Source organism: Candidatus Defluviilinea gracilis (genome assembly GCF_057138825.1).
Map to the genome: position 1 here is coordinate 63,551 of NZ_DBNHEF010000065.1, position 13,841 is coordinate 77,391.

The window sequence follows — 13,841 nt, forward strand, 5'->3', positions numbered from 1 at the left end:
AATCACATGGCACATATCATGGCAATTTCAAATGAAAAAGGCGGCGTCGCCAAAACCACAACCACGCTCTCTCTCGGCGCGGCGCTCGCTGAATTAAATCACCGGGTTCTATTGATCGACTTGGACCCGCAGGCAAACCTAAGCCTGGCGCTTGGGCTGGAGACTGGCGAAGCGGAGACCACATCGGCAAACGTGTTGATCGAAAATGCGCCGTTGAGCGTCGCCATCAGAAAAACAGACATCCCTCATCTAGACCTGGTGTCATCCAATTCGCGCATCGAAAGCGCGGAGCAATACCTGCCCATGAGGAGCAATTACCTCACCACCCTGCGCTCTGCCGTTCAACTCGTTGAACCTTCATACGATTACATCCTGCTCGATTGCCCACCCGCCCTAGGGGCGATCACCCTCAACGCCCTTTCCGCCTCCAACCTGCTTATCATACCCACCCAGGCTGAATATTTTTCCGCGTACGCCCTCCGCAACATGATGGGTTCCATCCGCCGCATCAGGCAGGAGACCAACCCAAATCTTGCATACCGCATCCTCGTCACCCTGCTAGACCGCCGCAACCGCACGCATCGCAACATCTTCGAGCAACTGCAAACCACCTTCGGGCAGGGCGTCTTCACCAGCGTGATCGAGATCGACACCAAACTCAGGGAAAGCCCCATAGCAGGGATGCCCATCACCCAATACCGCCCCACCAGTCGAGGCTCGCAACAATATCGGATCCTTGCACAGGAGTTAATCGAGTATGTCAAAGAAGAAGCCAGTCGACAAACGGCTTAAGAAGCTATTCACCGGGCTGGAACCGGAGAAGACGACTTCTAATTCGCAGGAAGTATCGCGCAGGTCCTCTGCCTCAAAGAAGGACTCGCCGCCGCCTCCCTCCCTTACGCCTGAGTCGCCCACCCCGGCCTTAGCCGCGCCTGTACGGTCAACAGCCGCGCCAATCCGCGCGCAAACCAGCGAGCAAGATATTTCCCTCGCGTTCGACACGGGTCACAGCACATGGGCGACCCTGCAGGTATATAACGAAGCCGAAAAACCGGCCTGGGATCCGGAAGAGGAGCTCCTCGTCCGCCAGGTGGCGGACCAGCTTTCGTTGGCATTGCAAAACGCGCAACTATTTCAGGAAACACAGACGCGCGCCGAGGAATTAACGGTTCTCAACGAAGTAGGGAAGGCTCTCACCGGCGCGTTGAGCATCGAACAGATCACAGAAGTCACCTACGGCGGCATTTCGCGCCTGTTCGACACAAGGAACTTCTACATTGCTTTTTACGAGCAAGAAACTAACGAGATCGTCTTTCCTCACAACGTGAGCGAATCGGTGGTGGATCGTTCGATCACGCGCATACCATTAAGTCGCGGCTTCACGGGACACATGATTCGCACAAAGGAAAGCATTTTAGTCGGCAACGGAACCGACGCCTGGTTACAAGAACATGGGGAGACGCTGATGGGAGAGCCAGCCATGTCGTATCTGGGCGTGCCGCTCCTCACCGGCGACCATGTGTTAGGCGCCATCGCCATTCAGGATTATCACACCCCCAACAAATACAACGAACACGACCTCCGCTTATTAACGTCGTTTGCCAGCCAGACAGCGATCGCTATTCAAAACGCAAAACTCTTCGAGGAGACCCGCCGTCGCGTGGAAGATACCGCCCGCCTCAACCGGCTGGTTACCGAGCTATCAGAATCGCTGGATTTGAACAAAAACCTTCAAACCATCGCAAACGAGATCGCGGATATCACTTCCGCCCTGCATGTAGGCATTGCGCTGATCGACAAGGAGGCGAACCAACTTGTCGTCATGGCAGACGCGCCAGCAGAGGATGGCAAAGGCGGGATCGGGATACGATTACCCATTCAGGGAAACCCAACCGCGGAACAGGTGATTTCAACCCGAAAACCATTGTTCATCAACGATACGTTGAACAACCCTCTTACGGCTCACATCCGCGATGTGATGGCTGAGCGCGGCACGCAAAGCCTGTTCGTCTGGCCCGTAATCGTCGGAAAAGACTTGATCGGCACATTAGGCATCGATTTCTCCGATCCTCAACACCGTATTTCCGATCACGATTACAACCTGATCGAAGCCATCCTTACCCAAGTCCAGACCACCGTACAAAACTCGACACTTTTCGGAAACACACAAAGAAACGCGGAAGAGTTGCGCGTTCTTTTCTCAGCCATGCAGGATGTGGTGCTCGTGATCGACAGGGATACCCGCTATACTCGTATCGCGCCTACCAACCCTTCGCGCCTGTTTCGCCCCCCCGAACAGTTACTGGGCCAGCGCATGGACGAAATCCTTCCCGAGGAAACTCACAAACCCTTCAGGCAGGCGATCCACCAGGCGCTGGACACAAATAGCGTCGTTCAGATCGAATATCAATTGCCCGCCGAGGGTCAAAACTATTGGTTCCTCGCGAACATTTCCAAACTGAACGAGAATGAAGTGTTCTGGGTGGCGCGCGATATTACCGAGCGCAAAAAATCCGAGGAAGCCCTGCAACGCAGGACCACCTATCTTGCAATGTCTTCCGAGATCGGAAGAATTGTCACATCCACGCTTGACCTGGACACGATCTTTAGGAAGTCTGTGGAACGTATTAGCGAAGGTTTCGATTTTTATTTCACCGGCATTTACAGCGTGGAAGAAACCGGGTTCAACGCCACCCTGAAAGGCGCCACAGGGAGCGCGGGCGAGAAATTATTGGCGGCTCATCATTCTATTGTGATTGGACCCCAATCCATTATCGGCGCCGTGGCAGAGACCGGCAAATACAAATTGGTGGAAGATGTGGCGGCAGAGTCGCTCTTTCAAGCCAGCCCTCACTTGCCGGAGACCCGCTCCGAACTGGCGATCCCACTTCGGATCGGTCAGCGCACAGTTGGCGTCATCGATATTCAATCGAAGCAGACCCACGCGTTTACCGAAGACGATATCTCCGTGCTTCAATCGTTAGGCGATCAAGTTGCCGTGGCGATCGATAATGCCCGCTCTTACGAACTCTCTCAGCAACTCATTAAAGACCTGCGCGAAGTGGACAAATTGAAGAGTCAATTCCTCGCCAATATGAGCCACGAGTTGCGCACGCCGCTAAACTCCATCATCGGATTCTCGCGCGTGATCCTAAAAGGGATCGACGGTCCCATCACAGATATGCAACAACAAGACCTCTCTGCCATCTACAACTCGGGACAACACCTGCTAGGTCTGATCAACGACGTGCTCGACCTTGCCCGCATCGAAGCAGGCAAGATGGAATTGAACTTCGAAGAAGTGAACCTGGCAGACATGGTCACAAGCGTGCTTTCCACGGCAAAGGGTCTCGTCAAAGAAAAACCGATTCAACTTGTGCAGAAAGTTGCGTCTGGCATGCCCACCGTGCGCGGCGACGCGATGCGCATCCGCCAGGTGCTCATCAACTTGCTGTCGAATGCCTCCAAATTTACCGACGAAGGCTCGATCACTGTGGAAGCCGTTACTCAACGAAGCCCGGCTGGAAATATGGAAGCGCTCATCAAAGTCATCGACACCGGCCCCGGTATTTCAATCGAGGATCAGGAGAAACTCTTCAAAGCGTTTTCACAAGTAGACGGATCGGCAACGCGGAAAACAGGCGGCTCCGGGCTGGGGCTGTCGATTTGCGCCAATCTTGTGCAACTGCACGGCGGGCGCATCGGCGTTCAAAGCGACGCGAACGCAGGCTCGGCATTTTGGTTCACCGTTCCGTTATTCCACCAGCCGCTCAACACAATACCGTTCGACCGGAAAATCATCCTTGCCATCGATGATGACCCGCAGGTGATCGGCTTATACGAACGCTATCTAACTCCGCAGGGTTATCACGTGGTCGCATTGACCGACCCCGCGCTCGCCAAACAACGCATACTCGACATCAAACCATTTGCCGTGACGCTCGATATCATGATGCCCGAAATGGACGGCTGGGCGATTCTGACCGACTTGAAGTCTGATCCTGCCACCCGCGATTTTCCCATCATCGTCTGCTCGATCCTCGAACAGGCAAACAAGGGATTCAGCCTCGGCGCCGCCGATTACCTGATCAAGCCGATCCTTGAGGAAGACCTTGTTCACGCGCTCACCCGTTTGGACAAGGATGGCACGATCAAGGAAATCCTCGTGATCGACGATGACCCGAACGACTTGCGCCTGATGGAAAAAATCCTTACCGAGCAGGGTCATTACAAGGTGACCCTGGCTGAAGGCGGGCGGAAAGGTTGGGAAGCGATCGTGACAAAAGCCCCAGAAGCCATCATCCTCGATATCTTTATGCCGGAAATCGACGGGTTCACAATTCTAGAGAAGCTGACAGAAAATCCATCGCTCCGTAATATCCCCGTGCTCGTGGTTAGCGGGGGCGGCTTGACCAACGAACAACTCAACCAATTAAAGGATTTCGGAAAGCGCCTGCTCACCAAGGCTTCCTTCAAAGAAGGCGAATTGATCACCACCATCGAACAGGCGTTGAGTCGAGCGGTTTCATAAGCGAGATTTCCGAGTACAATAGCCTGCCACTATTAAGGGAAAATGCTCGATGGCGTTCAAGCCTTCCGCAAAACGCCTCTGGCGCGGAAGAATATCCCTGAGTCACACCTACATCAACCGTCAATAGGATAATCAATTTCCATGTCATTTGTCATCCGGTGCCTGGATTGCGGTCACGCCGCGCCCTTTACACCTAACTCCATGCAATGCCCAAACTGCAACAGCCAGTGGCGCGAAGCGGAATACAACCTGAACGAGGTCAATAAAACCTTCCCTTCCGAATTGGCGAATCGCGCCTTCGACTTGTGGCGCTACCGCGAACTTCTACCCATCCATCATCCCAATCCAACCCTGCGCCTCGGCGAGGGCGGCACGCCTCTCATCCAAGCCGCAAACCTGGGCAATATGCTTGGTCTACCCAACCTGTATATCAAAGATGAACGGCAAGGACCAACCTCCTCTTTCAAGGATAGGCAAGCGGCGGTCACCATCGCCACACTGAAGGAAGCCGGCATCACAGAAATGGTCGCCGCATCCACGGGCAATGTGGCTATCGCATACTCCGCGTATGCCGCGCGGGCTGGGATCAAGCTATGGGCGTTTGTCACCAGCCTCGTTCCCGGAGTCAAGATGCGAGAGATCGCCTTATATGGAAGCCAGGTGGTAAAAATCACCGGCTCCTATGACCAGGCGAAAAAAATTGCGGCAGAATTTGCCCTGCAACGCGGGCTATATCAGGATATGGGCGCCCGCACGATCACTGCCGTCGAAGCCATGAAAACCATCGCGTTCGAGATCGCTGAACAATTCACGCAACTGAACGGCGGATCAAAAGACGCAAAATGGAAAACGCCCGATTGGTACATTCAGGCAGTGAGCGGCGGCATGGGTCCGCTGGGAGTCTATAAAGGTTTTCTCGAACTCAAAAAACTTGGGCTGATCGATCGGATTCCAGCCATCGTACCCATCCAAGCCGATGGTTGCGCGCCCATGGTAGATGGCTGGCGAAAAGGACTCGCAAAGGCTGAGCCGGTGCTCTCGCCCAGTACGCGCATTGAAACCCTTGCCACGGGAGACCCCGGCAGAACCTACACCATGTTGCGCGAGCGCGTTATCGAAACCCGCGGCATCTTCGAAAGCGTTTCTGACGAAGATGCGTTCCGCGCCATGCATGTGCTTGCAAAGCTCGAAGGCATTTCTGCCGAACCCGCCGCAGGAGTGGCATTTGCCGGGTTGTTCAAACTTGTGCGGTCTGGCGTGATTAAGCCATCCGATTCTGTCGTTGTCAATTGCACCGGGCATACGCTCCCGGCGGAGCAATTTCTATTTGGCGATAACTGGACGCGCGACGTCAACCTGTCTGAGCAATTCGCGCAGGCGGAAACTCCGCAGGAAGGCTTGCTCGCCGCTTTGAATAATGTGACGCCCAGCCGCTTCCCGCGTGTGGCAGTGGTAGACGATAGCGGCGAGGCGCGCCGTTTAATACGCCGCATCTTACAATCGCAAGGCGATTTTGAAATCTTTGAGGCAGTGGATGGGCGCGATGCCATCAATCTAATCAACAAAGAACATCCGGACATTGTTATTCTGGACTTGATGATGCCAGAAATGGACGGATTCGCGGTATTGGATGTGTTACGCGGCAATCCAAAAACCGCGAATATCCCTGTTATTGTTGCCACAGCCAAGGAGTTGACCGTTAACGAAAAAAGCAGACTGCAAGGGCAAATTCAATCCCTCATGCAAAAGGGCGATTTCTTGAACGACGAATTCCTGCAGGAAGTTCGGGCATTGATCGGCTAGAACGCCTTTCCACTCTGCGGTGCGGGATGGAAGGCATTCAGCACGGGCGAGAACCTCATGCACAAAGGACGAATTACAGGCATTAACTCGGCGCTGTTTTCCGCATTTTTTTTGGGGCTCGCGCCGGTGTTCGGCAAAGCCGCCATGGGGGCAGATAAATTTTCGCCGCTCGGCGTGGTGGCGTTGCGCACCAGTTTGGCGGCGTTGTTATTAATTATCATCCTTGCCATCATCAGGCGAAAATTTCTTTACATCTATCCTGCCGCGTTGTATATCACAACGCTCGCCGGGGTAATCAATGGGATTGGTTCGATTTTTTATTACATTGGGTTGAGCAGACTGCCAGCCAGCGTTGCCCAAATGCTATATTCGTTATATCCCTTTTTTGTGGCGTTCTGGCTTCAGTTGGATCGTCAAGCCCCGTCCAAACTGACATTCATGCGCATTGGAGTAGCCGGCATCTCCACCTATTTCCTCACCCAGGGAATTGCCGGTCGTATCGACATTATCGGCGTTATATTCATGCTGGTCGCGGCGGCGATGTATGCCCTCCATCTCCCCATCAACCAACGGGTGCTCTACGATGTTCCCGCGCCGACAGTGACCGTGTATACGCTCATCGCAATGAGCGCTGTGGTAGTTCCCGCCTACGTCATTTTCGACCACACCCTGCCGCAAGATACCGCGCCTTGGATTCCCGTACTGCTATTGACCGGGGTGACCTTTGCGTCCCGCCTGTTCCTTTTTCTGGGAGTGAAGCACATTGGCGGAATGCAAACAGCTTTGCTTGGGTTAGCCGAATTGATCGTAGCAGTTTCGTTCAGCCACTTGTTGTTGGGCGAAAGCCTCACCAACACGCAATGGCTGGGCGTATGCGGGTTGGGCGTCAGCCTCCTGTTGGTGTGGTTCGAGAAGCCGAGTCCGCGTCCGCCCCATCCACACGGGCTGTTAGGGTGGTTACAGCCTCCCGATTTTCCATCGGATTACTACAAACACTGACCTCAGTTGTGTCCGACGATTAGGGTAATCGGCCTGTGGGTTTTTTTGCCCGCTATTCCTCGCGAATTCGCGCTAATCATTCTCGGAAAAATTCACGCAGTTTGACTGAGATTAGCGGAATCGCGAACAAAACGCCAAGTTTTAAGCATCGTGAATTTCTAATGCGTTTGCCCTGTTCCGACGACCGGATGGCGCAAGGTTACCGTTTATACTTTGACATTGATCACCTTACTCGGGACGGCGCGTAACACCAGTACATCAGCGAAAATCAGCGCGCTGCGCGGTCTGCGTCCCCAAAACCATTGTGCAAGGTAATCAGACTTTGACATATGAATTTCAAACCCAACTTACCGATCGGGATATTTGATTCCGGCATTGGAGGGCTGTCGATCCTGCGAGCCATTCGCGGATTTATGCCCGGCGAGCCAGTCGTATATTTTGGCGACCAGATTCATATCCCCTACGGTCCGCGCCCGATGGAACAAATCGGACGATTTTCAGAAGCGATTACAAATTTTCTGATCCAACAACAGGCAAAAATCATTGTTGTAGCATGCAATACCGCGTCTGCCGCGGCGCTGAAGGACTTGCGCGTAAAATTTCCCGAGATTCAATTCGTAGGCATGGAACCCGCGGTCAAACCTGCCGCAGAGCGCACGCAGACCGGCAGAGTTGGGGTGCTTGCCACACCGGCAACGTTTCAGGGCGCGTTGTATACATCGGTGGTGGAGAGGTTCGGCAATGGCGTGGATTTGTTTCAGCACACGTGCCCGGGGCTGGTTCAACAGATCGAGCAGGGGAATCTCGACGGAAAAGAAACGCGACAGATCCTGGAGGACGCCCTGCTTCCGATGCTTGAGAAAAACATCGACACGGTGGTGCTGGGTTGCACGCATTACCCCTTTGTCATTCCGCTGATCGAGCAAATTGTGGGGGAAAAGGTCCGGGTGATCGACCCGGCGCCCGCTGTGGCGAAACAGACGAAACGTCTGCTCGAGGCGGGCGGGCTTGTGAATCCAGCCTCCGCAGGCGGAAGCGTCGAGTTGTTCACGTCTGGCAATGTCAAAACGCTACAGTCCTTGTTGCCTGTATTGTTGGGCGCGGAGGCGGTTGTCCATCACGCCGAATGGGTCGATGAAGAACGCATCCGATAGGCGCGCGGCTTCACAACGCCCACGCAAGCAAAAAACCAAAAATTGCGACGATCACGCCAAGATGCAAAAACAAGTTACTGCCGGTGATCAGGTTCAACCCGAAGATAAACGGGAGGATGAAGTTGACGATCACGAGCAGGATTCCAACCATCGGCAATAGACCTTTGCGATGGGCAAAATAATTCGAAGCGCTATCGACCAGTTTCGAAAGCCAGTTCATACATCCTCTTCTTCCATTTCGTTTTCATGATGATTTTCGCCTGCTTCCCAGCCGCTGAATTGCGCCACCAGCCGCCCGGGAATACGCCCCTGCATCAACACGCCGCCGCGACCATGTTCAACCAGTTCCACCTGACCCGCTTCGTGGAATAGCGAGATCAAGCCGCCCTGTTGATACGGCAAGCGCACGCGGATGGGCGCGTATGTTTCGTACAGTTCTTCCTGGATGAGGCTCAACAGATCCTTCACGCCGCTTCCGGTCAGACCTGAAATTGCCACGGCTTTGGGGAAGCGACTCGTCACCTCGCGCGCCGACTCCGGATTGCGAAGTTTATCCACTTTGTTCAAGGCGGTGATCACGGGGATATGCCGCGCTCCGAGTTCCTCGAGAGTTTGTTGAACAGAGTTAAATTGATTGAGCGCATTCTGGTGCGAAATATCCACCACGTGCAACAACAAATCGGCTTCCGAAATTTCTTCCAGGGTTGCATGGAACGCCTCGACCAGCGCTGTGGGGAGCTTTTGAATGAAACCGACCGTGTCTGTCATCAATGACTGATAGCCGCCGGGTAATTCCACGCGGCGGGTGGTGGGGTCGAGGGTGGCGAATAATTGGTCCGCCACGTACACATCCGCTTTGGCGATCTTGTTCAACAAGGTGGATTTGCCGGCGTTGGTGTAACCCACGAGGGCTACCGTGGGGATGCGCGATCGTTTTCGTTGGGCGCGGTAACGTTGACGGTGCGCGCTGACTTTTTCGAGCTCTTTTTTGAGGTGCGCGATCTCGCGGCGGATGGCGCGTTTATCTACTTCGAGTTGCGTTTCACCGGGTCCGCGCAAGCCGACGCCCCCGGTGGAACCGGCGCGCCCGCCGCCTCCGCCTGCCTGTCGTTCGAGGTGCGTCCACTGCCCGGTGAGGCGCGGCAGGTAATATTCGTATTGCGCCAGTTTCACCTGTAACATGCCTTCTTTGGTGTGGGCGTGCAGGGCAAAAATATCGAGGATCAATGCCGTGCGATCCAATACGCGGACATTTCTTCCGATTGCCTCTTGCAATTCGCGTTGGTGGCGCGGGGATAGTTCGTCGTCGAAGAGGATGACCTGCGAGCCCGTCTCCTCGACAAGCATTTTCAATTCATCCACTTTGCCTGGTCCGATATATGTTTTGACGTGCGGCTTATCGAGTTTTTGAGTCAATGAGCCAGCCACATCGAGCCCGGCGGTATCAGCCAATAACTCTAATTCGCTCAACGAATCTTCGAGGGGCAAGTGATGTTTTTGCTGGTAAATATCGACCCCCACGAGAAAGGCTTTTTCACGAGGCGGTGTTGTGGGTTGAGGTATTCGTTTCGACATTCGGTTTAAACTTCTTTTCAAGTGTATCGAACAGGCGGCTCATTTCGGGGTCGGCAGATTCTGTGCGCGCAGGGATCAGGATATGGAATGTGGAACCCGGATACGCCTTTTCATCATACCCAGGCGATTCGACCCAGATGGCTCCGCCGTGCGCTTCCAGGATTCCGCGGGTGATGGAAAGCCCCAAGCCGGGTCCTCCGCCTTTGAACTTGGTTTTGCCGCTGGAGTGCAACCCGACGCTTCCGACCTGCCCAAACTTCTCGAAGATAATGGATTGGTGCTCCTGTGAAATGCCGATGCCTGTATCCTCGACAACGATTTCAATGAACCCGGGCAACATGCGTCCGCTTATGGTTATTTTACCGTTATCCGGCGTGTATTTCACCGCGTTGTTGATCACGTTGCGGAGCGCCTGTGTGATGCGTTGGGTATCGACATAAATCCACTGGCGGCTTCCTTCGAATTCGGTTGCGTCGATCTGAAGTCGGCGCGACTGCATGACCGGCTCAGCCTCCTTCCGCAATACATCTACGATCTGCCCAACCTGGGCTGGTTGGAAATTGAGCCGCAGGAGGTTGTTGTCGATCATCGAAACATCGATCATATCGTCGATAATGGCGCGTAGACGCCCGATGCCGATATTTACGCCGGCAAGCAACTTCCCCATGCCGCTGTCTCTGGCGTCACGCGCCAGGTCGTCCATCATCGAAGCGTAGCCTTCGATCAGCGTCAGCGGAGTTTTCAATTCATGCGCCGCCACCGAGATAAACGCGGATTTACTGCGGTCGATGCGTTCGAGTTGCTTTTGCACTCGTTGCATTTCATCGGAAATGTGCGCCACGCGCGTTTCCATTTCGTAACGCGCCACCACGCCCAAGCCATAGGTATACACGGGGATGATCGCAGCGAGCAGATCGATCGATTGTTGTTTGGTCAGGGTTTCGTTCGCCACCTGAATGGTCAGCGCGATCATTCGGTTGATGATGAACGATACGTGATACAGTCCTTCTTCGAGATTCGTTTCGGTGGAAGATTTTGCCCAATCGAGCAGGATCGAATCCATCCAGGCTGGGTCGCCTGTCGTCACCGATTGTTCGAGCAGGTCGAAAAAACGGTCCAGTTGTTGTTCGAACCCGGCGCGCACATCCATGCCGCGCGCAAGGTCGCGCCCTACGTGCTTGATCCACTCCGGGCGGATTTTTCTCAATATTTTCTGAACGGGCATACCGGGCGATTTTTTCTTCGGCATCCTCAATTCACCTTATCGCTGGCATTGTATCAGTTTTGCGGGTTTTGACCCACCACCCAAACCCACAAGGTTTGACCGACCGCCGCAAGACTTTCTGCCGACACTTTATCTGGCGTATCTTCCACTGTGTGCCAGTAAGGATAATCGAAGTCGATGATATCCACCGCAGGGATGCCAGCCTCAAGGAAGGGGGTGTGATCGTCCAGCATCGAATGTTTGTATTCGGGTATGAATTGACCGCCGTACCCCAAGCCATCTGCGATTGCCCAAATCTCATCCGTCAGCGCGGGGTCTGAATTCCGTTCCTTGAATAGGTTTAAGTCGGTGTCGCCGATCATATCCACGATCACCACTGCCTCAGGCTGATACGCGATCTTCTCGACAAATTCACGCGAGCCGAGAATCCAATCCCAGCCTTCGATGCGCCCGTTATCTTCCGCGTCAAAGAACACCAACGCAACATTCGTCACATCATTGGGGAGCGAGCGCGCAAGTTCCAGCAACACAGCCACGCCTGAGGCTCCGTCGTTTGCGCCGAGCGCCGGGATTGTATGATTGGCAACATCCGGGTCGCTATCGGCATAGAGGCGCGTGTCGTAATGCGCTCCCAAAATGATCGGCGGGTTCGAGTCGCCGCGCGTCGCCACCAGATTGTAGATTGGGTTCCCCAAGCGTTCCGAAACTTGAACTTCCACTTCCCACCCGGCGGATTCCAACTCCGCGCGAATCCATGCGCGGATTTTGGCATGTCCCTCCGACCCGGGCGCGCGCGGACCAAATGCAACTTGCGTTTTGACATCCTCGTAAGCGCGCAGGCTATCGAAGTCGGTTGGAGCAGGCTCAGGCTGGGTAAGATACGAGTAGGCGTACCAGGCAAGCGTCGCGGCGAGGAGCAATCCTATGGCTATCAAGTAAACGCGCACCGAGCGTTGATTCACGCTTGCGCTTCTCCGTGTGCCAGTGATTGCAACTCTGCCAGGGCGCGTTCGGCGTACAATCCGCCGCGCTCGCGCTTGCCGGTTTTTGGAGGGAAATCCATTGGGGCGAGAATGCCGAAATTTGCCTTCATCGGCTGGAAATCTTTGAGATCAGCATGAGTGATGTAATGACAGAGCGCGCCGAGCATGGTCGTTTGTGGAAGTTGAAGAAGACGTTCGCCGCACAATTGGCGAGCCGCGTTTTCGCCCGCCAGCAGGCCGGTGGCGATATTGCCCATGTAGCCTTCCACGCCTGTGATCTGCCCGGCAAAGAAAAGATCGTCGCGGTGGATGTGTTGCAACGTGGGGCGTAGTAATTTTGGCGAAGCGATGAATGTGTTGCGGTGCATCTGCCCGTACCGCATGAATTCGGCGCGTTCAAGCCCGGGGATCATGCGAAGAACGCGCTTCTGCTCCGGGAATTTCAGGTTGGTTTGAAAGCCTACGAGGTTGTACAAACTTCCCGCAAGGTTGTCCTGCCGCAATTGCACAACCGCATACGGGCGCTTCCCTGTGCGAGGGTCGCGCAACCCCACCGGGCGCATCGGGCCAAATGCAAGCGAATCAAGTCCGCGTTCGGCGATGATCTCGACCGGAAGGCAACCCTCGAAGAAGTGACCCGCTTTGACGCCGGTTTTGATGGCGTCTTCAAATGCGCGGAGTTCGATCCGTTCGGCATGAAGGAGCGCTTCGACAAACGCGTAATATTCGTCTTTGGTGAATGGGCAGTTGATGTAATCGCCCTCGTCCGGATTGCCGGCGTCGTAGCGCGAGGCGCGAAAAGCGACCTGCATGTTGATCGAGTCGGCGTGGATCACCGGCGCAATTGCATCAAAGAAGAAAAGATGCTCCTCGCCGCTCAGTTTTGCGATGGAGGCGGACAACGACGGCGAGGTCAACGGTCCGCTGGCGAGGATCGTAGGCGTGGGCGGGATCTCGCGCATTTCCTCGCGCTCGATCTGGATGTTGGGATGAGCCTCCATCCGTTCGGTGACCAGCTGCGCGAACAGTTCGCGGTCTACCGCCAGGGCGCCGCCCGCCGGCAGTGACGCTTGCTCCGCACACTCCAGCAACATCGACCCCAATAGGCGTGTTTCGTTTTTCAGCAATCCTGAAGCGCGGTCGGGCAAGTTGGAACCCAGCGAGTTCGAACACACCAGTTCCGCCAAATCTTGTGTTTGATGGGCGCCTGTTTGCAAAGTTGGACGCATCTCATACAGCCTTACGTTCAAGCCGCGTTGCGCGGCGCGCCAGGCGGCTTCGCTCCCTGCCAGCCCGCCGCCTACTACAATTAGATCTGTCATGACAACGATTCTACCATCCCACGCGCGTTGAGATTGCCTCTAAGGGAGTTGCTCGATACCTGCCTGATCGTTCGACGCAGATTGACGCTGAAAACACCGACAAAAAACTTTGGGGGTCCCGTAATCAACGGGAAAGAGCCTCACCACGAAGGACACAAAGTACACAAAAGGGGGGGAAAAGAGCCTAGTAGCGTGTCAACCATGAATTGACGGGTCGAGTTTTGAAATTTGCTCACGAAATGGCATCCT

The 13,841-nt window shown here is 54.7% G+C and carries 10 protein-coding genes; 5 read left to right on the forward strand and 5 right to left on the reverse strand.

All coding sequences use genetic code 11. From position 1 onward, the window contains the following. Positions 1–6 precede the first annotated feature (6 nt). The 5 genes from AC16KF_RS10030 to murI all read left to right on the forward strand — a co-directional run bounded on the left by AC16KF_RS10030 (position 7) and on the right by murI (position 8,487). Positions 7–792 (forward strand): ParA family protein, encoded by a 786-nt coding sequence (locus tag AC16KF_RS10030; RefSeq protein WP_484037173.1) that lies wholly within the window; start codon positions 7–9, stop codon positions 790–792. Further along, a complete protein-coding gene (locus AC16KF_RS10035) occupies positions 758–4,531 on the forward strand; it encodes a GAF domain-containing protein (RefSeq protein ID WP_484037174.1) in 3,774 nt (1,257 codons plus the stop codon). The genes AC16KF_RS10030 and AC16KF_RS10035 overlap by 35 nt, the downstream gene beginning before the upstream one ends. A gap of 141 nt (positions 4,532–4,672) precedes the next feature. Further along, positions 4,673–6,334, forward strand: a complete 1,662-nt coding sequence (locus AC16KF_RS10040) for a pyridoxal-phosphate dependent enzyme (protein WP_484037175.1) — start codon at positions 4,673–4,675, stop codon at positions 6,332–6,334. A 57-nt stretch (positions 6,335–6,391) separates the two neighbouring features. Beyond that, entirely contained in the window at positions 6,392–7,333 is a 942-nt protein-coding gene (locus tag AC16KF_RS10045; protein WP_484037176.1) for a DMT family transporter, read from the forward strand. A 329-nt stretch (positions 7,334–7,662) separates the two neighbouring features. Next, positions 7,663–8,487 (forward strand): glutamate racemase, encoded by an 825-nt coding sequence (murI, locus tag AC16KF_RS10050; protein ID WP_484037177.1) that lies wholly within the window; start codon positions 7,663–7,665, stop codon positions 8,485–8,487. Positions 8,488–8,497: 10 nt separating this feature from the next. Here the strand turns inward: murI and AC16KF_RS10055 are convergent, their stop codons facing one another. The 5 genes from AC16KF_RS10055 to trmFO are packed head-to-tail and all read right to left on the reverse strand — an operon-like array spanning position 8,498 to position 13,592. Beyond that, positions 8,498–8,707 carry a hypothetical protein gene (locus tag AC16KF_RS10055; protein ID WP_484037178.1) on the reverse strand — a complete coding sequence of 70 codons (210 nt, stop codon included), beginning with the start codon at positions 8,705–8,707 and terminating at the stop codon, positions 8,498–8,500. After that, the gene (hflX, locus tag AC16KF_RS10060; RefSeq protein ID WP_484037179.1) at positions 8,704–10,062 is read right to left on the reverse strand and encodes a GTPase HflX; all 1,359 of its coding nucleotides are present in this window, start codon (positions 10,060–10,062) and stop codon (positions 8,704–8,706) included. Before hflX ends, AC16KF_RS10055 begins: the two co-directional genes overlap by 4 nt. Continuing rightward, the gene (locus tag AC16KF_RS10065) at positions 10,022–11,311 is read right to left on the reverse strand and encodes a sensor histidine kinase (protein ID WP_484037180.1); all 1,290 of its coding nucleotides are present in this window, start codon (positions 11,309–11,311) and stop codon (positions 10,022–10,024) included. The genes hflX and AC16KF_RS10065 overlap by 41 nt, the downstream gene beginning before the upstream one ends. Positions 11,312–11,340: 29 nt before the next feature. Next, positions 11,341–12,249: a M28 family peptidase gene (locus AC16KF_RS10070; protein ID WP_484037181.1), complete on the reverse strand. Its 909-nt coding sequence runs from the start codon at positions 12,247–12,249 to the stop codon at positions 11,341–11,343. Continuing rightward, positions 12,246–13,592: a methylenetetrahydrofolate--tRNA-(uracil(54)-C(5))-methyltransferase (FADH(2)-oxidizing) TrmFO gene (gene trmFO / locus AC16KF_RS10075; protein ID WP_484037182.1), complete on the reverse strand. Its 1,347-nt coding sequence runs from the start codon at positions 13,590–13,592 to the stop codon at positions 12,246–12,248. The genes AC16KF_RS10070 and trmFO overlap by 4 nt, the downstream gene beginning before the upstream one ends. Positions 13,593–13,841: the final 249 nt, after the last annotated feature.